Raw genomic sequence first — 22,366 nt, 5'->3', positions numbered from 1 at the left:
GTATACCTTTAAATCTCTATTGCAATATTTTAGTTTTGGATTTAAACAGTGCCCCAAAAACTCGATCAAATGAATTCCACATTATCTGCAACCATTACAGTAAATCAACCAGCCCCTATACAAAGCAGCTTAATTTCAGCATTCGATCAACCGGAAATTCAAAACACCCTGACCAAAACCCAGCTTAAACCCAAGCAACTGACGCACACGCCTAATCTTGAAAAAATTCCTGCGTCAACACGAAGAATAAAACCGCTCAATGACTTTCTTGGGCAAGACCGCGCACGTGCCTCTGTTGAGGCCGGTATCGCCTTGCCTTACTCAGGCTATAATATTTTTGCAGTAGGTACGGCAGGCTTAGGTAAACGCACCATGATCAAGCGTTTGCTGCAACAGCATGCCAAGACTATGCAAACGCCAAATGACTGGGTCTATGTCAATAATTTCAAGTTTCCCCGTCAGCCAATTGCACTTGAACTTCCTGCGGGACAAGGCCCTAAATTTCAGGCTTTGCTACATCAAACCTGGCAAACCATTTTAAAACAGCTGGAACGACGCTTTACTGCTGAAACCTATCACAACCGTATTGAAATGATTCGCGAGCAAACTGGCGATGAACAACAAACGGCCTTGGTCAAACTGACCAAAGAAGGTGCAGATTTTGATTTAAAACTGATTTCACAAGATGACGAGCACTGCTTCGTACCGGTTCATCTGAAAGACAATGAATATCAGGAAATGTCTAAAGAAGACATTAATGCCCTAAATAGCAAACAGCGCGCAGAAATTGCCTCCAACATTCGCTACATGAATAAAAAACTGGAGCGTTTGGGTCTACATTTAGGTGATTTGGAAGATGATGCACGGGATCAGGTGCAACACTTGAACCGTGACATTGCCAAACAGGTAGTGATGCCGCGCATTGACGTAATTCAGAACAAATATCCCGATGTCGATGGACTGACTGAATATCTGCAATATTATGCTGAAGATATTATCAATAATGTAGAAATTATTCTTGAGCAAGAAGAAGATGACTTTTCTCCAGGAAGCTTCAGCCGTGTGCCCTCACGCTATCAAGCCAATATCATTGTTACCTATAAGCCGAATAGCGGTGCACCAGTCATTTTTGAAGATTTCCCTACCCACTACAACTTATTGGGTCATGTGGAACAGCTTACCCAAAATGGCACCATCACCACTGACTTTACCCTGATTCGTCCGGGTTCACTGCATAGAGCCAATGGCGGTTTTCTGATACTCGAAGCTGAACAACTGCTGGAACAGCCTTATGCATGGCAAGGTTTAAAACGTGCATTGAAATCTGGAAAATTAAAGCTGTCCTCGCTGGAACATATGCTGACCTTAACCGGCAGCATCTCTATAGAACCACAGGCGATTCCATTAAATATTAAAGTGATTTTGCTTGCAGAACCTGAAATTTATTATGAAATTTTAGAACTGGAACCTGAACTCGGCAGCGTGTTTAAAATTCGCGCCGATTTCACCGACACATTACAACGTAATGACATTAATGAACAAGCCTATATGCAATTGATTGCGGACTATGTTCAGGCCGATAAACTATTGCCTTTTGACCGCTCTGCGCTGGCTGCATTACTTACCGATTCAAGCCGCCAGGCTGAAGACCAAAGTTCCTTGTCATTACATGCCCTCACTTTGGGTGATCTAATCCGGGAAGCGCATCATCATGCCGCCCAAGCCGGTGATAAATCCGTTTCAGAAAAGCATATCAATACCGCGCTTGATCATCGCAAATATCGTTTAGGTTATTTACGTGAATTGTACTGGCAAGATTTAACCCGTGGCACACAGTTAATCGAGACCAAAGGTCACCGTTTAGGTCAGATCAATGCCCTGTCGGTAATTCAATATGCCGATGTTGAATTTGGCTTACCTTCACGTTTAACGGCATCGGTGTATCAGGGCGGCGGTGATATTCTGGATATCGAACGTAGTGTCGAATTGGGCGGCTCATTGCATGCCAAAGGCGTATTACTGATGTCGAGCTTCCTGAAAGCTCACTTTGGCCGCGAACAAATGCTGCATTTCTCGGCTGCCCTCGCCTTTGAACAAAGTTATGGCCAAATCGATGGTGACAGTGCAACCGTAGCTGAACTTTCTGCGCTTATTTCTGCGATTAGCCAGTTACCTATTGACCAGTCCTGGGCCATTACCGGCTCCATGAACCAATTGGGTCAGGTTCAACCGATTGGCGGGGTCAATGCCAAAATTGAAGGTTTCTATGATGCCTGCAAGTTACAAGGCTTGACTGGAAAACAAGGGGTGATTATTCCACGCCAAAATATGGAACACCTGATGTTACGCCATGATGTGATTGAAGCGGTAGCCAAAGGTCAGTTCCATATTCATGCCATTGCAACCATTGACCAGGCTCTTGAACTGTTAATGGCACGTCCTGTGGGGACACTGAATAAAAAAGGTCGTTACAGTAAAGGTTCTATCTTTGCGGCAGTCATGGAACAATTAGAATATTGGCAGGCGCTGGAAGATGGTGCCGAACTTGAAGAAGAACCAAAGAAAAAGAAAAAAAAGAAGAAAGACAAAAAAAAGGCCAAAGCTGAAGCGGTAACTGAGACAACTTCTAATGAAGCTGAAACAGCAACATCCGTTGAAGCTGTAGCGCATAATCAAGACAGCAACCCCGAAGATGTCTGACATTTTCTGAGACATAAAAAAAGCGCCCCTTCAAGGCGCTTTTTTTCATACAACATCATCACACTGAATTAAGCTTCAGGCGCTGGGCTGTACTGTTCTACCAAAGGTTTTAACTCACCTTTTTGGAACATATCGAGCATGATATCGCTACCACCGATTAATTCGCCATTGATCCACAATTGTGGGAATGTAGGCCAATTTGCAATTTTCGGTAAAGTTGCACGAATATCTGGATTTTCCAAAATGTTTACATAAGCAAATGGACGACCAATTTGACTGAGAGCTTCTACCGCACGTGCAGAGAAACCACATTGTGGAAATTGTGGTGTACCTTTCATGTAAAGTAACACTGCATGTTTAGCAATTTGGTCACGAATTAACGCTTCAGTATCGCGTGCTTGTTCAGTCATTGATAAATCCTCAACTAATCTGCCTCGCATTATACCCAAAACTGGAGGAAACAGTATGTCTAAAGCAATAATTCCATTTTTATTTACATTTGGGCTTTTAATCTGCCCTGGATTTTGCTTATATAAACTTTTATTTTTTCCTCCTAACAGATAAGAGTTAGTCATGAATAATATTACCCTTGCTCCTGTGCAAACTGATCAACCATCTCATTTGATGCCAGTATTTGGCCGTCAGCCGATCAGCTTTGTCCGAGGACGAGGTTCTTATCTTTATACTGAAGATGGTACTGAATACCTAGATGCATTAACAGGGATTGCTGTATGTGGTTTGGGTCATTCACACCCAGCGGTGACTGAAGCGATTGCCGAACAGGCAGCTACCCTGATTCATACCAGCAACATTTTTGAAGTGCCTTGGCAAATAGCTGCTGCACAAAAACTTGCTGAAGTTTCCGGCATGGAAGAAATTTTCTTCTCGAATAGTGGTGCAGAATCAAATGAAGGTGCAATTAAAATTGCCCGTAAATTTGGCCATATGCAAGGTATTAAGACCCCAAAAATCATTGTCGCAGATCATTCTTTCCATGGCCGTACCCTGGCGACTCTTTCCGCGACCGGTAACAAAAAAGTTCAGGAAGGTTTTGCACCTTTGGTAGAAGGTTTTATTCGTGTGCCATTTGGCGACATTGAAGCGATTGAAGAAGCTGCCATCAACCACCCAGACATCGTGGCAATTCTGGTTGAACCAATTCAGGGTGAAGGTGGTGTAAATACTGCACCTCAAGGCTTTAGCTATCTTGAAGACATTCGTCAAATCTGTAATCAACATAACTGGTTGATGATGCTGGACGAAGTTCAAACAGGTAATGGCCGTACCGGTAAATACTTTGCTTACCAACATACCAATATTGTTCCAGATGTACTCACCACTGCCAAAGGTTTAGGTAATGGCTTCCCGATTGGTGCCGTGATGACTCAAGGCCGTGGCGTTGGTGTTTTAACTGCCGGCAACCATGGTTCAACTTATAGTGGTACTGCCCTGGGTTCACGTGTGGTTTATACGGTTATTGATACCATTCAAAAAGAAAATCTGGTTGAAAATGCCGCAAAAATGGGAAGTTATATCGTTGAGCAGTTAACCCAGCAACTGGCTGATCGAAACGTTAGCGTTCGTGGTTTTGGTCTGATGATTGGTATTGAGTTGCCAAAAGCGTGTGGCGAATTGGTCAATGTGGCACGTGATGAATATCATTTAATTATCAATGTGACTGCAGGTTCTGTAATCCGTTTATTACCGCCACTCAACATTAGCCAACAACAGGCTGATCAATTGATTGAGCGTTTGGTTAAAATGATCAAGGCTTATTTAGCTTAATTATTTTAATCCCGAATAAAAAAGCCGCTCTATGCGGCTTTTTTATTCGCTCATGTTATAAAGCTACTTGATAAATTCTTCCACCCGGTAATTGGCTGAAGTATTGTTTTAAGGCATCCAAACAACGATGAACTTGCGTTGGTTGCTGATCTTTTTTTGCCGTGACGGCATATAAAGTGAAATGAGATAGTTTCCACTCGGGTAAAACTTCCATCAGAGAGCCATTGACTAAGTCTTTTTTTGCATCCAGATATAAAATTCGTGCAATACCATGCCCTTGCAAACATAAAGATTTCGCAACCAAAACGTTATTGGTACTGAAACGTGATTTCATTTCCAGATTTACTGTTTCGCCCAGCCCTGCGTGTTGAAATGAAAAATGCTGATAATTTTTCATAATATTGACCGGAATCAGATCATGATGGTTTAGATCTTCAGGTCTTGACACAGGCGCAGACTGATTCAAATAACTCGGTGACGCCACTAAAACCTGCTCCACCAGAGCCAGTGGCACGACATTCAAATTATGATCTTCGATTTTTGGACTCATGTGTAAGGCAATATCAATACGACCCTCGATTAAATCGGTGTATTGATTATGTGCTTCTATATGTACAGCGAGCCGACGATGTGCCTGCATCCAGTGAGACAATGCAGGAATCACATGATTAGCACCAAGTTCCGGGGTTGTGGCAATGCGTAAATCCCCCACCAAGTCATCACGCAACTCGTTGATACGGATTTTCCCACGCTCAGCAGCGGCAAGCATTTCTTGACAGCTGTGGAAAAAAGCTTGTCCAGCTTCAGTCAGACTTAATTTTCTAGTAGATCGATGTAGAAGTGTAACTTCCATTTCATTTTCTAATGAACGAATTTGCTGACTCACGGCACTGGTGGTGATTCCTAACTCACGTGCAGCACCGCTAAACGAGCTTTTTTCAACAACACAAGCAAATACACCCATTGCTCGAAGTTGATCTAACATAAATTTCCCTCTGAACTTATGAGTGCTCTTATCTTTTTGATAAAAGCAACTCATTGTATTATACGGTGAAATTTATTTTTTGTATTTGAAAAATTTAATTTATTGGTAAAACATTAGTCGGATTGATTGGTTTGCCATTTAGGCGTACCTGAAACTCGAGCATGGTGCGATTGGTGCCTGTTGAACCCATTTCAGCAATTTTCTGTCCTGCTGTCACATTCTGACCGCTACTCACATTCATTTTGCTATTATGAGCATAAGCAGTAATGTAACCATCGATATGTTTGATCAGAATTAAATTACCATATTCTTTCAAACCATCTGCTGCATACACCACTTGCCCATCCGCAGCAGCAAAAATTGCATCGCCAGTATTACCGCTATAGCGAATACCCTTCACATTTGCAGCAACATTAAAGTTTGCAATGACTGCCCCATTACTTGGTTTTACCCAGCGCAAGGCAGAAACCTTAGAGGATGCCACAGGTGCAGTCGTGGTGGTTACTGGAGCAGTGGTTTTAGCCGGTGTAGTCGGCAGTTGAACTGTTTGACGCTGAATAGGTGCAGCTTGTGCCACGGCTTGTGTTGTTGTGGTACGGCGTGATCCGGAATTTTTTAAACGTAAAGATTGCCCGACATAAATACGGTACGGGACATCTATATCGTTCATCCCGGCAACGCTAAGATAACTTAAACCATAACGTGCAGCGATCCCGCTTAAGGTATCCCCCGAACGAACCGTATAGTAATCCGGTGCAGTCATATAACGTGTTGCATTTTGAATTTGCGGTTTTGACGCACAGCCACTCAAAATAGCAATTGAAACAACAGCTGTAGACAACACAATGGTCTTCAACAATGCTGTAGGCGCAGCAAATAAGCGATATTGTGACACCAAGTGCATTAATCTTCCTCTTTACACATAAATGTATTTATTGATTTACGTTAAGATTAGCAAAAAAGTACCTGAAAAATATGTTCAATTCTGCTTTTTCACAAAGTTATAACACTATTCGGCACTATTTAGAAAACTGTGCATGTAATGTGTGCAAAATCTCATAATTTGTGGCATCCATTTGAATCGGAGTAATACTGACATAACCATTTGCCACAGCAAAAAAGTCCGACTCTATTTCAGTTAAACCCTTTTTAGGTTCAGCCACAGCCTCACCTGACAGGCCAATCCAGTACACTTGACGTCCACGTGGGTCTACATGACTAGTGATGGGCTTAGATTGACTACGACGTCCCTGATAAGTAATTTTTGAACCTTGCAATTCAGATATATCTGGAATATTCACATTAAAAATATGGCGTGGTGGTAACGCTGGCAAACCCTGAGCAATAAAATCATGCACCCATTGTGCTGCGACTGCATAATCGTTCGGACTGTCATAAGAACGTACATTTGGCCCAGCCATAGATACAGCAATGGCAGGCTGTTTCATTAGCCGCCCCTCAAATGCTGCGCCGACAGTTCCTGAATAAAGCACATCATCGCCCAGATTTGCCCCGCTATTAATTCCGCTGACCACCAGATCAAATTCAAAATCGAATAAACCATTCATGGACAGATAGACACAATCTGCAGGTGTTCCATTGACTGCCCAAACATCGGCTGCAATCTGAATCGGTCGTAAGGGACGGTCTAAAGTAAGGGCACTGGAAAAACCACTGCGTTCACTTTCAGGAGCAACAATAACCACACGACCAAGGGGAGCCAAGGCTTGAGCCAATGCCTGAAGCCCGGGAGCAAAAACACCATCATCATTGGCAATTAATATATTCACTTAAATATCTCGTAATGGTTAAAAATGACTAATCACAACATTTGATTGAATTATATAGAAAATTATATATATTTGACGCTCAACATTTATTCAAAAAGTGTGACTTTAAAATGATTAAAACTTTATCATTTCGTGGCTTATTAGGGTTCGGCATTGCGGCATTGTTATCTTCCACTGTTTTAGCCAATGAAGGCTTATCTCAGGAAGAAGCCAATACGATTGTGAAAGAAGATCTTGCTTCAACTCAAGTGATGACTGAAGTATGCCCGGCAATTATAGGGAAAAATGCAAAATTTGATCAAAAAATTCAGCTCTTGATTCAGTCTTATCTGCAAGATTATTCAGACAAATCGATGACTTTTGATAAAATTCAGGCAGATTCAGAATATAAATCTGTACTGAATGAGGCCCGTCAGGCTGCAAAAGAAACCAGTAATGATGAACAAAAATCGGTTTGCGAAGAAGTCCTGGCTTATCAGCCTGAATAAATCGCTCTGACTTTATATAAGATACTTAAAATATTAAGAAGTATCTTATAATGATGATAGGCATAAAGAAGACTGTTCTTTATGCTTTTTTAATCCTTTCTTATCTGCAAGTTTTTGAGGATTAGCATCATTTTCAACAGCTTCAATACATTTGTGTACTTACAATTACCAAAAATATGGTTAAGCTTATTTTTATTGTGATGTTTATAAATAATTTAGGTCTGTTTCAATGAAATTATCTCTATTCAAATCTGCTTGTTTCGGTCTATTCACTACTGTACTCATGACACTTTCTGTGACCCATGCAGCCACGCAAAAAGATGAAAATATTGAAGTTACTCCGCTACAAAAAGTCACCCAGCAGGAACTGGCAGCTATTTATGTACTTTCAGAAGTATGCCCAGGATTAGTGAAAGATCAGGCTAAATTTGAACAAGGTTATGCAAAGCTGGCCCAAGAATATTTACCGGCAGAAAAAAATGCAGTTTCCAGCCTGGCCAAACTCAGTAAAGAGAAAAAATTTAAGTCTATTTTAACTGAAGCACGCACAGATGCGAAAAAAGCGGGAGACGCAAAAAACCTGGAAATTTGCCAGGAACTCACCACATATAGCAAATAACACAAATTGGTTACAATACTTTTGAAATAAGCTGATTTCCCCCATAGAAGTCAGCTTTGCTTTGTCCTAAAATGCAAAGCTCTTTGTGCTTATTATTAAGATATTGGAACCACCCAGAATGACCCACAAAAGCGCCCTTGCTGCATTATTACTATTGCCGAGCTTCACATACGCAGCAACTGTCTTATCTGCACCACCAGAACTCAATAATAAATCTTATGTTTTAATGGATTATGAGACAGGGCAAATCCTCGCATCAAAAAATGAAAATGAAAAACTTGCTCCTGCTTCAATGACCAAGATGATGACCAGTTACCTCGTCGAACAAAAGTTATTGAGTGGCGATCTCACTGAAAATGAAAAAGTTCGTATGAACGAATCTGCGTGGTGTCGTGGTAGCAGTACAGAATCATGTATGTATGTACCACTGAACGGCACTGCAACAGCCTTGGAAATGCTACGCGGAATTATCATTCAGTCGGGTAATGATGCATCTAAAGCCATGGCAGAACATATTGCCGGCAATGAAGGCACTTTTGCCCACATGATGAATGAAGAAGCAAAACGTATTGGCATGACCAATACCAGCTTTATCAATGCAACAGGTATGCCTGCTGAAGGTCACTACTCTACTGCTAAAGATATGGCGACTCTTGCGCAACATATCATTCATGACAGCTCAAAGTACTATCCAATCTATTCTGAAAAAGAATTCACTTTTAACGGTATTAAGCAAGGTAACCGTAATGCATTACTTTATACCGACCCAAGTGTGGATGGTTTAAAAACAGGTCATACTGAAGAAGCCGGTTATTGCTTAACGACTTCAGCTAAACGTGGTCCAATGCGTTTAATTTCAGTGATTTTTGGTGCACCAAGTATGAACGAGCGTGCATCACAAACACGTGAACTTTTAGCTTGGGGTTATGCAAGCTTTGAAACCGTAAAAGTTCAACCTGCAAACCAGGTTTTGGCTAAATCAAAAGTTTGGTACGGTAAAAGTAATGATGTTCAAATTGGCCTACCTGAAAACTTTAACGTGACCATGCCTAAAGGCGAAGCCAATGCCATTAAAACTCAATTGGTTGTACAACCTAAACTGACTGCACCACTTAAAAAAGGTCAAGTGGTCGGTAAATATGTTGCCACTTTAAATGGTAAAGTGATTGCTGAAAAACCACTTGTTGCCCTTCAGGCCGTTGAAGAAGCGGGTTTCTTTGCAAAAATGATCGACCACATTAAACAATTCTTCGCTAACTTGTTCTAAGTTTAGTTTTTTTAAATTAGACCAAAGCATCCCTACCTCGGTTTGGATGCTTTTTTATTTTATAATTCCTACAAACCTTGAGCACTGCATACCCGATATGAAAAAGAACATTCGCCCTTATTTAAATCAGCATCCTAAAATTGATGCCACTTGCTACGTTGATGAGATGTCCATAGTGATTGGTGAAGTCAGTTTAGCGGAAAATGTTTCGGTATGGCCTTTTGCCGTGATTCGTGGCGATGTGAATCATATCCGTATTGGCAAGAACTCCAATGTTCAGGATCATGCCATGCTACATGTCAGCCATAAAAAGGCGGATAAACCCGAAGGCTCGCCACTGATTATTGGCGAGGATGTCACCATTGGCCATCATGTAACTTTACATGGTTGTACTATTGGCAACCGTGTTTTGATCGGCATCAACAGCATTATTCTGGATGATGTCGTAATTCCAGATGATGTGATGATTGGTGCAGGTACGCTTGTTCCACCCGGAAAAGTTCTGGAAAGTGGCTGGTTGTATGTTGGTAGTCCTGCGAAAAAAGCCCGTCCTCTGACTGAAAAGGAAATGGCGTTTTTGCCCTATTCAGCACAGAATTATGTGAAGGTTTCTGGGAATTATAAATAATCCCAAAATCAGGTTTGTCCCTCGATTGAATCTTCTGTATTTTAGGATGTTAAAAATATCAATAATGAATTCCTATGCAATATACAGAAGATCATCAATGCCCTGATCGAAGTGAATTATTAAAGCGAACAAAAATAAATATCGAAAAATTCGGCTTGCAGGTGATGTCGATTGATCACACTGATTATTCACCACCTTTTAGCTATAGCATTGGTCTTTACCAAAGTTATGAGCATCCTGAAATTATTTGTTTCGGCTTGTCTGCAAAACTCTGTCACACCATCCTCAATCACATTGCTGAAGTGATTCAAAGCGGTGAAGTGATTCAATTAGAGCATGAATATTCAGATATCTTTTTTAAAGATAGTCGCTGTCAATTTATTAAAGTTGATGCTGAAAATATGAATAATTATTTTGGGATTGCTCAAAGTTATTATACAAATGGCGAATTCCCTGCACTTCAACTGATATGGACAGATCGCAACGATAAGTTTCCATGGGAAGCGGGTTTTCAAGCAGAATTTTTATATGATCAACCTTTACTCGACCGTAATATGAATTTTAAATTTCGGGAGCCCACCAATCTAGGTATATTCACAACAAGACAATGGATTGAGTCACAACAGCCAATATTAACAGTGCTTCATGAAAAAAATGGCGATTGGCAATTTTTAACTGAAGAACCTTTAGTTGATGATGATTATAAGCTGATTGGCTTAAAGCATTTGATTGATCGAGATCCGACTTTGAATGAAATGTTTGATCTGCAATATGGCCAAGCGGCTGATCGGAAATTTATCGGTGATGAATGGGTGATTACTGAATTGGAGGATGACTAAGTAAGTTTTTAAAAAACAGTATCCTCAAGAAAGCCAGTCCATTGACGAAAAAGGAAAAGTACATATTCTAAAAGCGGACATTTTTACTTTGGAGAAACCGGACATTTCTATTTGGGGCTTACACTTAAATTTCGTATAAGAGATTTTATGTTAAATAAAGAGATAACTATTAAATCAAAAGATTATTGATGCTCTTTTTGCTGGTTGTCCTGAAACAGCTAAAGTGGCTATATGGAAAAAATACCTGCACCTACAAAACCTGATTATGCGATGTAATAATTATGATAACAGTACAAATTTGCGAAGCAACTCAAGAAGATCCTTTAAAATATATATGTTTTAAAGATTCTAAAGGCAAACTAATTCGAGAATCTTATTATGACCAAGACAATAATTTAATTTTGGATGACATGAACGAATTTAGTGAATCAAAAGGCACTTCTCAATTTGTTTTATTCATAGGAAATAATTATGAGGCTATTGCGTACAGAGATGTGTTTCATACTGATGCAAATCAAAGATCAGATAAAAGATCTGGTTGTACTGATTATAAAAGCATAAATGGTGAATTTAAAAAAATAAGCTGGATGATCTATAAACCATCATCGAAAGAAAAACCTTTTTCAAAAGGTCTATATTACAATCAAAATGATGAAATGCTTTATTATTGTATTAATGATGATACGACCTTTACTACCACGTATTTTAGTCCAGATGATCAAGTGATAGCTGATTTTTATGAGTTTCATGAAAAACATGTAGCTTTAGTAGAAACATATGACACGATTAAAAGTGAATTACTAAGACAGGCGAGAGATAAGTATCGCTATTAAGTATTTATAAAATTAACATAATACACCTTATACGAAATCCTATTTTTTTATTCCTTTTAAATCATATTCTTAACGTGTAATAAAAAGCCCAGATCTACCGATCTGGGCTTTTTTAATGATTTATCATGTTCCACGCTCATTATTTAAGCACTGTTCCACAATTTTGATAAGCTCATATTAATAACGTTTGAGCCAATAGAATTAAAATTCAATAATTATAATTTTTTAACAGCAATATAAAGTCATAAACATTTTTTTAAACAATCAAAGAAAAACTCCTACCGCATAGCCACCACGCCCTAAATTTTGTAGAATAGCCCTTTTATTCCTTGGTGCTTTTCAATGACCGCTTGGACAGCTCACGTTACCGTAGCCACCGTTGTCGAAAAAAACGGTAAATTCCTTTTTGTTGAAGAATATACGGAAGGCGTAACACATACCGTGTTCAATCAGCCTGCGGGTCATGTCGAGTGTGGGGAAACCCTCATTCAAGCGGCTATTCGTGAAACCATGGAAGAAACAGGACATGCCATAGCAGTAGATTCCCTGCTTGGCATCTATACCTATACCCCGCCCATGTTTCCAGACCGCACCTATTTTAGATTTTGCTTTTTAGCACATGTACTGGAATACTTTCCAGAAGCTGGACTGGACAAAGGCATTGTCGGCCCACAATGGATGACGCTGGGTGAATTGCTCGAAACTGGTCGTGCACGCAGTCCCTTGGTCATTAAAGCCGTCGAAGATGCCCTATCTGGTCAAAAATATCCTTTATCGCTCGTTTATGAGCACCAAAATTCTCCCCTATTTACAACTTTGGATGCTTAATCCTATGCAACAACGTGTCATCGTCGGTATGTCTGGTGGTGTAGATTCTTCTGTTTCTGCAGCACTTCTTCTTCAACAGGGTTATCAGGTTGAAGGGCTTTTCATGAAGAACTGGGAAGAAGATGATGGCACGGAATACTGCACGGCAATGGAAGATCTAGCCGATGCCCAAGCCGTTTGTGACAAGATTGGCATTAAACTGCATACCGCCAATTTTGCCATGGAATATTGGGATCGTGTATTTGAGCATTTCTTACAGGAATATGCGGCTGGCCGTACACCAAACCCAGACATTTTATGTAATAAAGAAATCAAATTCCGTGCCTTTTTAGATCATGCAATTCATCTGGGTGCAGACTTTATTGCCACCGGTCATTATTGCCGTCGCGGTGAAACTAAAACCAATTCGCGTGGTGAACAATACGCACCTTTACTCCGCGGATTTGACAATAACAAAGACCAAACTTATTTCCTGCATGCAGTCCATGGTCGTGAAATTAACAAGACCTTGTTCCCTGTGGGTGAAATTGAAAAACCTGAAGTTCGTCGTATTGCTGAAGAACTGGGTTTAGCGACTGCAAAGAAAAAAGACTCAACCGGGATCTGTTTTATTGGTGAACGTCGTTTTAATGACTTCTTAAAGCAATATTTACCTGCCCAACCCGGAAAAATCCTGCTGGATAACGGTAAAGAGGTTGGTGAACATCACGGCTTAATGTACTATACGCTCGGTCAACGCGGTGGTATCGGTTTGGGTGGCCTTAAAGGCGCAGCCGAAGGTGCCTGGTTTGTGCTTTATAAAGATATTGAAAACAACCGCCTGGTGATTGGTCAGGGTCATGAACATCCACTGATGCAAAGTACTATACTTTGGAGTGAAGCGATTGACTGGGTGGCGGGTGAGCAGGATATTCTGGAAACAGGTTTCCGCTGTACCGCCAAAACCCGTTATCGCCAGCCCGATCAAGGTTGTATCATTTATAAAGACAGCGATATGCCAAATGGTGTACGCGTTGAATTTGATGAACCGCAACGTGCGGTGACTCCAGGACAAAGTGTAGTGTTCTACGCAGATGAAGTTTGTTTAGGTGGTGGTGTGATTCATCATACCAATGCCCCTAAACCTGATTTTATTTAAAAGGAAGCGACAGGCATGGCTGAGTTACCCTTTCAACAGCCTCAGACTTTGAATGTACGTCAGAACCGTGCTTTGGCGTTGGCAGCTGTGTTTCAATCGACACAGCTGACCCATATGACGGCCATGTCTGGACAGCAGAGTATTGGCGAAAATGGGAGCTTCTATCTGGAGCAACTGATTAAAGCCAGCCTGAACATCCGCCCTACCGCCAATGAATCCTGTCAAACCTTAGACTTCTTTAATCAACTTGCCGATATTTCCCTCGGTTTAAAAACCTTAGAAAGCAGTATTACCCAGCCCTTTAATAGCTCTCCTAAATCTCGCTTACCCAAACTCTCTAACGCCAAACTGCCGATGAGCTATGCCATGGCATTGTTACAGTTAGAGAAAAAAGTCTATAGCACTCCCAAATTTGTTGAAATCATTGAACAATCTCAACAAAAAATTCTAAAACAGCTGTCTTTTTTCGATAATAACTATCTGCATCCCAGCATTATTGCCAACCTTGCCCAAACCTATATCGACACCGCGGGACAAATTAATCCGCGGATTATGGTCAAGGGCAATGCCGAAGCTTTTAAAGATAGTGCCCATACCAACCGAATTCGCGCTTCCCTGTTTACTGGCCTGCAACTGGCGCACTTATGGCGTCAGTTGGGTGGTAGCTCATGGGGTATGATTTTCAGTAAGCGTAAGCTGCTCCAAGATATTCAAGATCTTGCTCGTTTACAGTATCAGGTGGTTTAACTGATGTTGTTCGAGCTTTCTGTTTTACGTTTAATTCCAAAGTTTAAGGAATCGCTATGAACGCTTTAACCGCACTTTCTCCATTAGATGGACGTTACGCTAGCAAATGTGATGCTCTACGTCCTTTCCTCTCTGAGTTTGGTTTAATCCATGCTCGTGTGACTGTTGAAGTGCGTTGGTTACAAGCGCTTGCAAACCGTCCAGAAATCACTGAAGTTCCAGCGTTTAGCGCAGAAACCAATGCAGCGCTTGATGCAATTGTGGCTAACTTCTCTGAAGACAATGCAAACCGTATTAAAGAAATTGAACGTACCACCAACCACGATGTAAAAGCGGTTGAGTACTTCCTGAAAGAACAAATTGCTCACATTGATGAACTTAAAAATGCCGGTGAGTTCATTCACTTTGCTTGTACATCTGAAGACATCAACAACTTGTCTCATGCATTAATGTTGAAAAATGGTCGTGAAGTTTTAGTTGCAGCTATGCAACAAATCATCGATTCAATCGTTGCATTGGCTGAACAACACGCTGAACAACCAATGTTGTCTCGTACTCACGGTCAAACTGCAAGCCCAACAACTTTGGGTAAAGAAATGGCGAACGTGGCTTACCGTTTAGCTCGCCAAATCAAACAGTTCAAACAAGTTGAGCTTCTAGGTAAAATCAACGGTGCGGTAGGTAACTACAACGCTCACTACTCTGCTTACCCAGAAATCAACTGGCCTGCGCATTCACAAGCATTTGTTGAATCTTTAGGTTTACAGTTCAACCCGTACACCACTCAAATCGAACCACATGACTACATGGCGGAACTTTTTGATGCCTTACGTCGTTTCAACACCATCCTGATCGACTTTAACCGTGACGTTTGGGGTTATATCTCTCTTGGTTTCTTCAAACAACGTTTGAAAGAAGGCGAAGTTGGTTCTTCAACTATGCCGCACAAAGTAAACCCAATCGACTTCGAAAACTCAGAAGGTAACTTGGGTATTGCAAACGCGGTACTTGCACACTTAGGCGAAAAACTTCCTGTATCTCGCTGGCAACGTGACTTAACCGACTCGACTGTGCTTCGTAACATGGGTGTTGGTTTTGCACAAAGCTTGATCGCTTTTGAAGCTTGCTCTAAAGGTATTGGTAAACTTGAACTGAATGCTGCACGCATTCTTGAAGATCTTGACCATGCTCAAGAAGTTCTTGCAGAGCCAATTCAAACTGTAATGCGTCGTTATGCAGTTGAAAAGCCATACGAAAAATTAAAAGCCCTGACTCGTGGTCAAGCAATGACTCGTGAGATGATGGTTGATTTCGTAAACGGTAACGAACTTGAAGCTGTTCCTGCTGCTGAACGTGCACGTCTTGCGACAATGACACCTGCAACTTATACAGGTAATGCTTCAACTCAAGCGAAACAGGTTAAAGATTTAATTTCTAAAATTTAATTCGAAATAAATCTAAAAAGCGAAGCTTCGGCTTCGCTTTTTTATTAGAATAGAATCTGTTGATAATTCATCTATGTTTGTAACCACATAAGCCATTGATAAAATTTCAGCACTCCCCATAAAACTTTGCCAATACAAGAAATAATGATTGAATATCAATTGAACATCAAACACTGGCTTGCACTTGCAGTTATGGCGATTGCGGTAATCATCGCCAGTATTCGTCCTTTAGAATTTGAAGCATATTTAATGCATCAAGCAGGTACAGTGTTTATGTTTGTGCTGTTATTGCTTACCCAAAAGAAAATTGGCCTGAGTTTTTACAGTTTTGCGCTTTATCTGGTTTTTTTACTGATTCATATTGTAGGGGCACATTACCTGTATTCCTATGTGCCCTATAACGAATTGCTCATTCAGCTGTTTAATTTTGACCTTAATCAATCAATGGGCTGGTCACGCAATATGTATGACCGTTTGGTGCATCTTGCCTGTGGTGTACTGCTCTTCCCTGTGCTACTGCGGCTGTTTCATGTATGGCTGCCTGAGGCTAAACCTTTCATGCTGTTTTTATTGGTGGTGCAGTTTATTATGGCCACCAGTTTAATTTATGAATGGCTTGAATGGTGGATTGCCATTGGTTTATCCCCAGAGGAAGCAGAAAATTATAATGGGCAGCAGGGAGATATATGGGATGCACATAAAGATATGCTGCTTGCAACCATTGGCGCGATTATTTCTGGCGTGATCTGCTTAATGAAAACGTCCAAACCTAGCTAATACCGAAATAACAAAGCTTCTACATCAATTTTTTTATTGCTGAATTAGGGTCGGCTCCATCCATTTTAAAATTATCGATTCGGATAACTGTGAATTTTTCTGACGATCATGAAATTCAAAACAAATATGATCGTCTTTATTCTTACGCGCCAAGTTTTCAACAAACCGAAAATGGCGGAAATATTGAGAATCATCTAGTTGTAGCGTAATTCGCTCAAAACTTTCATGCCTGCTATGACGTCCACCTGTAGAATATTTTTTATAATACTGCACCGTACCACAAGCAGTTGACACTGTTATCGACTTATTATTATTTAAATGCAGTCCATAGCCAAAAATTAAAAATCCAGGAAGCATCAATAAAAATGGAGCACCCGCTTTCCAATCATCTGGCTTGACCTTAGGAACAATGTAAAGAATGGCATAGACTGGCAATCCGACAATGCACATTAACCCCAAAACAATAAGAAACGTCGCCATTTTATAGATAAACAATCAAGTAGTTATGAAATAATACTAGCATAAGTATTTAATATAGCTAAAAAAAGCACACCGAAGTGTGCTTTAAAAAGCATAATCAAACTTTATGATTAAAGTTTCGGATCACGCATTTGCACTAAACTTGAGTTGCTACTCGCTAAAGTTTCCATGATTTTATTCATGACTGCAGGTACTAAACCATCAGCCATTTGAGCTGCCTGTAAACCCAGTTTCTCACCTAAAGTTGGTTTACGGCGAGTTTCAATCACATATACATCATGCTGTGCCAATAAACCCAACAGATATTCATCAGAGGTTTTTAACTGATCGACCAAGTTCAATTCAAGCGCATCTTTACCATACCAATGCTCCCCGGTTGCCACTTTTTCAATATTCAGTTGCGGGCGGTATTTTTCAACAAAGTGCTTAAACAGTTCATGGGTTTGTTGCAACTCTTCTTCAAACTTGGCTTTACCTTCTGCGGTATTTTCACCAAACATGGTCACGGTACGTTTAAACTGACCTGCAGTATAAAGTTCAAAGTCGATGTGCTTTTCTTTGAGCAAGCGGTTAAAGTTCGGCACTTGCGCAACCACGCCAATTGAACCGACCACAGCAAAAGGTGCAGAGACAATTTCATTGGCAATACACGCCATCATATAGCCGCCACTGGCTGCAACCTTATCGACACAAATGGTCAGGTTAAAACCAGCATCACGCAAACGCACCAGTTGTGCCGCAGCCAGACCATAACCATGTACCATGCCACCCGGACTTTCCAAACGAACCACTACGCGGTCACGGCCTGCTTTTGCAGTGGACAAGATCAGGGTAATTTCTTCACGTAGATTTTCTACTGCAGATGCAGCAGTATCACCTTTAAAGTCGAGTACATAAATTTTTTGATTATTTTTTTTACGTAAACGTGCTTCTTTGGAAAGCTGTTGAGTCAATTGCAATAGTTCAAATTTAGATGCGGTAACTTGTGCAATTTTTTTACGCTGTTCATTTACACGGACATTTAAATGGCTGATTCGGATTTCAGCAGGCAATTTAGGGTTGTGAAATAACATACAGATATAAGCTCATTTAATTCATATTTATATTGAATTAGATGTGGGCATTGATGCAAAAATTCAATTTATATTTTGCAAATAATTATCATTGATTAAAAACGACAATAAAATAGCTCTAGCTGTATAAATCCATACTTCAGCATAACGATAAAAAAAGAGCCTGACGGCCCTTTTTTTATACACATAAAGATTAACCAAAGCGACCGGTAATATAAGCTTCCGTCAATTGATGATCCGGCTGAGTGAAGACTTTTTCAGTTGAATTGACTTCGATCAAGTCACCCAAATGGAAATAGGCGGTACGGTCTGATACACGTGCTGCCTGTTGCATCGAGTGAGTGACAATGGCAATGGTATATTGAGTTGAAAGCTCTGAAATCAGCTCTTCAATCTTCGCCGTTGCAATCGGATCCAGTGCAGAACAAGGTTCATCCATCAAAATCACTTCCGGACTCACCGCAATGGTACGCGCAATACATAAACGCTGCTGCTGACCACCTGAAAGACCTGTACCCGGCTGGTTTAAACGGTCTTTGACTTCATCCCACAGCCCTGCTTTATGCAGGCTATTTTCCACAATTTCTTCCAGGTCGTATTTATCGCGCGCCAAACCATGCAGTTTAGGGCCATACGCCACGTTATCAAAAATTGATTTCGGGAATGGGTTCGGTTTCTGGAATACCATACCGACTTGTGCACGCAGTAAAACCACATCAAGATTCGGGTCATAGATATCCTGATTATCCAGCATCACCTTACCGGTCACGCGACAGCTATCAATGGTGTCGTTCATACGGTTTAAGGTACGCAGGAAGGTTGACTTACCACATCCCGATGGACCGATAAAGGCAATCACTTCATTTTCATAGATATTGATGTCAATACCTTTAATGGCTTCTGCTTCGCCATAGTAAACATGGACATCTGAAGTGCTCAATTTAACATTAGAGGTCTCATTTTCTTTTTTGCTAGAAGTATGCGTATCGAATTGAGAAACAAATGCAGTACCCTGAGATTTTTTGTCTACTTCAGGAGCGGTAAACTGTTTCTGTTCTGGATTCACGGATTCATCCTGTTCTAAGGAATTTGTTTTTGATGTAGCGGTTACAGTATTCATATATTGTCCTCAATTACCAACGCACTTCGAATTTTTTACGTAACCAAATTGCAAGGCTATTTAATCCAATCAACAGTGCAAGTAACACAATAATGGCAGCAGCAGTACGTCCTTCAAAGAAGTTACGCAATTCATTACCTTGCCACAAGTAAATCTGTACTGGTAACGCAGTTGCCTGATCTAATGGTGTTGCCGGAATGCTCGCAACGAATGCGCTCATACCAATCAATAGTAGAGGTGCAGTTTCACCCAGCGCATGAGCGACACCAATAATAGCACCAGTCATGATCCCTGGAAGTGCTAAAGGTAAAACATGATGGAATACCGTTTGCACTTTGGAAGCACCTAACCCCAATGCCGCCTGACGAATCGAAGGTGGTACTGCTTTAAGTGAAGCACGAGTGGTAATGATAACCGTTGGCAGCGTCAATAAACTCAATACCAAACCACCGACCACTGGAGCGGATAATGGTAAATGCATCCAGCCGATAAAAATTGCAGCACCAAGCAAACCAAATACAATGGAAGGTACAGCTGCAAGGTTGTTAATGTTTACTTCAATAATATCGGTCCAGATATTTTTTGGTGCAAATTCTTCTAGATAGATCGCACTTGCTACCCCGATTGGAATCGAAATCAAGATGACAATCAACATCATGAATAATGAGCCCATGAACGCACCCGCCAACCCTGAAGTTGCAGGCGAACTACGTGAGTCTGGATTGGTAAAGATATTGGTATTGAATTTTCTTTCAAGAATATCTTTCGCTTGCAGATCATCTACAAGCTTACGTGTTTCAGTATCCAATTGTTGCTGTTCATCTGGTAGAGAACGGTCAATTTTACCACTCATCCAGACATCCACGTTTGCATCAGCCAAGAAAGTCATTTCTTTCTTTTGACCAATCAAAGCTGGATCGGCAAACACCATATCACGTAAACGGTAAGCTTCTGAGCTGGTGTAAATACTGTTGAGGTAGTCACGTTGAGCTTCAAGGCTTGGATCTTTGGCAATCATGCCATTCACGATTAAGGCATCCCAATCCACCATACCCATTTGGGTTTGCCATTCGACATACCGTGTCTGATATTGCGCTGGGCTTTCATTGGTTTTTTGGGTTGGCTGTGGTCCGGCATTAATCAAATGTGGATCAAAATAAACCGGAACAGTGATGCTCGCCTGCCAGAATGCAGGTAAACCTTTCGATAGAATACTACCAAACAGCAAAGCAACAAAAAATAAGCCAACCACAACTGCAGACAGACCAGCTAAACGGAAGGTTTTTTCCTTACGATGGCGCTTTGCCAAAGTTTTTGAAATTCTATCCTTACGTTCTGTACGCATGTTAGCCGCTTCTTGAGGATCAAAGTCTTTTTGATCCATAGGAGATGTATTGGATGTACTCATTCGTATTGCTCGCGGTATTTACGCACAATGTAAAGTGCGATGATGTTCAAACCTAGGGTAATCACGAATAACGTAAGACCCAACGCAAATGCCACCAATGCTTGCGGGCTGGCAAAGTCAGTATCGCCGGTTAATTGTTTCACAATCGTCACGGTCACAGTTGACACAGCTTCTAGCGGATTGGCATGCAGTAATGGACTATTACCTGCGGCCAGAACCACAATCATGGTTTCACCAACTGCACGTGAAACAGCTAACAGGAACGCACCGGTAATCCCTGGTAACGCGGCGGGTAAGACCACCTGACGAATGGTTTCCGATTTAGTGGCACCTAAGCCTAGAGAACCATCACGCAATGCACGAGGCACCTGGGTAATGATGTCATCCGACAAGGAAGACACAAATGGGATAATCATAATCCCCATTACAAAACCAGCGGTTAATGCACTTGTTGCATTAATTTCCAGGCCTATATTATCTCCCAGCATCTTGAAGAATGGGCCCATCACCATCATGGCAAAAACACCATATACAATGGTGGGAATACCTGCCAAAACTTCGATCGTCGGCTTGACCCAAGAGCGAAAGCCCGATGATGCATATTCAGCTAAATAGATCGCAATCATCAGCCCCACTGGTACTGCGACCAACAAAGCAATACCGCTGACCATGAACGTACCCCATAGCAAGGGTAGCAAACCATAACTTCCTTCAGCATTACCTGTTGTACTGAAACCCGGGTTCCATTCGGTGCCAAAGAAGAAATCGAATGGACTGACGAAACTAAAGAAGCGCATAGCTTCGCTGAACATCGACATAACAATGCCAATCGTGGTTAAAATCGCCACGCCTGAACACAAAGCCAACGCAATATTGATGGTTTTTTCGACCTGGTTACGTGCACGATATTGCTGGGATACATGTTTTTTCGCCCAAACCAGCCCAACTAAAGCCGCACAGATCACCACTGCAAATTTAGCAAAATTACTAATAGTTTCAATTTTAGCTAACTGTTGTGCTGCTGCAATTTCATAAGCAGCTGCCTGGTCACTCACTCCAAAACCAGAAGCAATGGCTTGCACCCGGTCAATTAAAACTTCCACTCCGGCGCTATCTAATGTGGCTGCAATATTTGCAGGAACATTATTTAATACCACATGCCGCAAGATATTCGGTTCGACAATGTTCCAAACAAGTAAAATTAAAAGCGCAGGGATACCACACCATAAAGCCACCAATGCACCATAATATCCCGGACGAGAGTGCAGATTCGCAGTATTATTTCCCTTACCTGCCAGCTTACGGCTTTTAGATAATCCGATTTGATAAGCTACGGCAATCAAGGCCAATAACACACCTATGAGTAGCAGATTCATGTATTCTCCGGCATTTTTTCAATTTTCATGTTTTGAAAAA

At 41.1% G+C, this 22,366-nt stretch carries 22 protein-coding genes; 13 read left to right on the top strand and 9 right to left on the bottom strand.

Features of this window, described 5'->3' with window-relative positions:
- The first annotated feature begins 48 nt into the window (after positions 1 to 48).
- The gene (locus WAE57_RS00660) at positions 49 to 2,700 is read left to right on the top strand and encodes an ATP-binding protein (RefSeq protein ID WP_337707584.1); all 2,652 of its coding nucleotides are present in this window, start codon (positions 49 to 51) and stop codon (positions 2,698 to 2,700) included.
- Between the two features lie 68 nt (positions 2,701 to 2,768).
- Here the strand turns inward: WAE57_RS00660 and grxD are convergent, their stop codons facing one another.
- On the bottom strand, positions 2,769 to 3,110 hold the full coding sequence (grxD, locus tag WAE57_RS00655; RefSeq protein WP_337707583.1) for a Grx4 family monothiol glutaredoxin: 342 nt from the start codon (positions 3,108 to 3,110) through the stop codon (positions 2,769 to 2,771).
- 163 nt (positions 3,111 to 3,273) lie between these two features.
- Here grxD and WAE57_RS00650 point away from each other — a divergent pair, with 163 nt between their 5' ends.
- On the top strand, positions 3,274 to 4,485 hold the full coding sequence (locus WAE57_RS00650; protein WP_337707582.1) for an aspartate aminotransferase family protein: 1,212 nt from the start codon (positions 3,274 to 3,276) through the stop codon (positions 4,483 to 4,485).
- Positions 4,486 to 4,540: 55 nt separating this feature from the next.
- Here the strand turns inward: WAE57_RS00650 and WAE57_RS00645 are convergent, their stop codons facing one another.
- From WAE57_RS00645 to surE, 3 genes are all read right to left on the bottom strand, one after another.
- Positions 4,541 to 5,470, bottom strand: coding sequence for a LysR family transcriptional regulator (locus WAE57_RS00645; RefSeq protein ID WP_337707581.1), 930 nt, complete (start codon positions 5,468 to 5,470; stop codon positions 4,541 to 4,543).
- Between the two features lie 94 nt (positions 5,471 to 5,564).
- Positions 5,565 to 6,374 carry a peptidoglycan DD-metalloendopeptidase family protein gene (locus WAE57_RS00640; RefSeq protein WP_337707580.1) on the bottom strand — a complete coding sequence of 270 codons (810 nt, stop codon included), beginning with the start codon at positions 6,372 to 6,374 and terminating at the stop codon, positions 5,565 to 5,567.
- A 115-nt stretch (positions 6,375 to 6,489) separates the two neighbouring features.
- The gene (gene surE / locus WAE57_RS00635; RefSeq protein WP_237788426.1) at positions 6,490 to 7,260 is read right to left on the bottom strand and encodes a 5'/3'-nucleotidase SurE; all 771 of its coding nucleotides are present in this window, start codon (positions 7,258 to 7,260) and stop codon (positions 6,490 to 6,492) included.
- A gap of 110 nt (positions 7,261 to 7,370) precedes the next feature.
- Here surE and WAE57_RS00630 point away from each other — a divergent pair, with 110 nt between their 5' ends.
- From WAE57_RS00630 to WAE57_RS00580, 11 genes are all read left to right on the top strand, one after another.
- Entirely contained in the window at positions 7,371 to 7,748 is a 378-nt protein-coding gene (locus tag WAE57_RS00630) for a hypothetical protein (RefSeq protein WP_237788427.1), read from the top strand.
- A 283-nt stretch (positions 7,749 to 8,031) separates the two neighbouring features.
- A complete protein-coding gene (locus WAE57_RS00625) occupies positions 8,032 to 8,367 on the top strand; it encodes a hypothetical protein (RefSeq protein ID WP_237788443.1) in 336 nt (111 codons plus the stop codon).
- 118 nt (positions 8,368 to 8,485) lie between these two features.
- Entirely contained in the window at positions 8,486 to 9,634 is a 1,149-nt protein-coding gene (dacC, locus tag WAE57_RS00620; protein ID WP_337707579.1) for a D-alanyl-D-alanine carboxypeptidase PBP5/6, read from the top strand.
- Between the two features lie 97 nt (positions 9,635 to 9,731).
- Positions 9,732 to 10,262: a gamma carbonic anhydrase family protein gene (locus tag WAE57_RS00615; RefSeq protein WP_237788429.1), complete on the top strand. Its 531-nt coding sequence runs from the start codon at positions 9,732 to 9,734 to the stop codon at positions 10,260 to 10,262.
- A 74-nt stretch (positions 10,263 to 10,336) separates the two neighbouring features.
- Positions 10,337 to 11,101: a DUF4262 domain-containing protein gene (locus tag WAE57_RS00610; protein WP_337707578.1), complete on the top strand. Its 765-nt coding sequence runs from the start codon at positions 10,337 to 10,339 to the stop codon at positions 11,099 to 11,101.
- Between the two features lie 281 nt (positions 11,102 to 11,382).
- Positions 11,383 to 11,934, top strand: coding sequence for a hypothetical protein (locus WAE57_RS00605; RefSeq protein WP_337707577.1), 552 nt, complete (start codon positions 11,383 to 11,385; stop codon positions 11,932 to 11,934).
- A 342-nt stretch (positions 11,935 to 12,276) separates the two neighbouring features.
- Positions 12,277 to 12,762, top strand: a complete 486-nt coding sequence (locus WAE57_RS00600; protein WP_337707576.1) for an NUDIX hydrolase — start codon at positions 12,277 to 12,279, stop codon at positions 12,760 to 12,762.
- Between the two features lie 4 nt (positions 12,763 to 12,766).
- Positions 12,767 to 13,900, top strand: coding sequence for a tRNA 2-thiouridine(34) synthase MnmA (gene mnmA / locus WAE57_RS00595; RefSeq protein ID WP_337707575.1), 1,134 nt, complete (start codon positions 12,767 to 12,769; stop codon positions 13,898 to 13,900).
- A 15-nt stretch (positions 13,901 to 13,915) separates the two neighbouring features.
- Complete coding sequence (gene hflD, locus WAE57_RS00590; protein ID WP_237786381.1) at positions 13,916 to 14,647, top strand: high frequency lysogenization protein HflD; 732 nt, start codon at positions 13,916 to 13,918, stop codon at positions 14,645 to 14,647.
- A 56-nt stretch (positions 14,648 to 14,703) separates the two neighbouring features.
- Positions 14,704 to 16,092 (top strand): adenylosuccinate lyase, encoded by a 1,389-nt coding sequence (gene purB, locus WAE57_RS00585; RefSeq protein ID WP_337707574.1) that lies wholly within the window; start codon positions 14,704 to 14,706, stop codon positions 16,090 to 16,092.
- Between the two features lie 144 nt (positions 16,093 to 16,236).
- Complete coding sequence (locus WAE57_RS00580) at positions 16,237 to 16,869, top strand: DUF2238 domain-containing protein (protein WP_337707573.1); 633 nt, start codon at positions 16,237 to 16,239, stop codon at positions 16,867 to 16,869.
- A 33-nt stretch (positions 16,870 to 16,902) separates the two neighbouring features.
- On the opposite strand, the gene WAE57_RS00575 is transcribed toward WAE57_RS00580, so the two are convergent.
- The 5 genes from WAE57_RS00575 to pstC form a co-directional block, all read right to left on the bottom strand.
- Positions 16,903 to 17,349 (bottom strand): hypothetical protein, encoded by a 447-nt coding sequence (locus tag WAE57_RS00575; RefSeq protein WP_237786378.1) that lies wholly within the window; start codon positions 17,347 to 17,349, stop codon positions 16,903 to 16,905.
- 110 nt (positions 17,350 to 17,459) lie between these two features.
- A complete protein-coding gene (sohB, locus tag WAE57_RS00570; protein WP_337707572.1) occupies positions 17,460 to 18,422 on the bottom strand; it encodes a protease SohB in 963 nt (320 codons plus the stop codon).
- 193 nt (positions 18,423 to 18,615) lie between these two features.
- Positions 18,616 to 19,542, bottom strand: a complete 927-nt coding sequence (gene pstB, locus WAE57_RS00565; RefSeq protein ID WP_237786376.1) for a phosphate ABC transporter ATP-binding protein PstB — start codon at positions 19,540 to 19,542, stop codon at positions 18,616 to 18,618.
- Between the two features lie 13 nt (positions 19,543 to 19,555).
- On the bottom strand, positions 19,556 to 20,950 hold the full coding sequence (gene pstA / locus WAE57_RS00560; RefSeq protein WP_337707571.1) for a phosphate ABC transporter permease PstA: 1,395 nt from the start codon (positions 20,948 to 20,950) through the stop codon (positions 19,556 to 19,558).
- Complete coding sequence (gene pstC, locus WAE57_RS00555) at positions 20,947 to 22,326, bottom strand: phosphate ABC transporter permease subunit PstC (protein WP_337707570.1); 1,380 nt, start codon at positions 22,324 to 22,326, stop codon at positions 20,947 to 20,949. The genes pstA and pstC overlap by 4 nt, the downstream gene beginning before the upstream one ends.
- Positions 22,327 to 22,366 lie beyond the last annotated feature (40 nt).

Origin of the sequence: Acinetobacter sp. NS-4 (assembly GCF_037402435.1) — a bacterium.
GTDB lineage: Bacteria > Pseudomonadota > Gammaproteobacteria > Pseudomonadales > Moraxellaceae > Acinetobacter.
The sequence above is the reverse complement of the archived record's forward strand: the minus strand, read 5'-3'. Positions and strand labels throughout refer to the sequence as shown.